This window comes from Petrotoga sp. SL27 (assembly GCF_002924605.1).
Classification (GTDB): domain Bacteria; phylum Thermotogota; class Thermotogae; order Petrotogales; family Petrotogaceae; genus Petrotoga; species Petrotoga sibirica.
In genome coordinates, this window is sequence record NZ_JAIP01000063.1 from 1 (window position 1) to 267 (window position 267).

At 40.1% G+C, this 267-nt stretch carries 1 protein-coding gene; it reads left to right on the forward strand.

Features of this window, described 5'->3' with window-relative positions:
* A partial coding sequence (locus AD60_RS10070; RefSeq protein WP_146048854.1) for a transposase occupies nt 1-267 on the forward strand: 267 nt, incomplete at both ends.

Here is a 267-nt window from a genome sequence, read left to right on the forward strand (position 1 = left end):
TTCTTTAAACGTAATAAAAGCCTTGGAAAAGGAAATAGAAACCGTTGATAAGGCTATTGAAAAAACGGTAAAAGGGCTTAATCCCAGCCAATATCAATCACTCATCTCTGTCAAGGGTATCGGTCCTGTTATTTCCTCTGGCATCATCAGTGAGATAGGTACGATAGCTTCCTTTCCATCTCACGATAGTTTGGCCAAATTTGCAGGACTGACATGGAGAAAACGTCAATCAGGGAATTATTCCTCTGACGAGACAGAAATGACTAA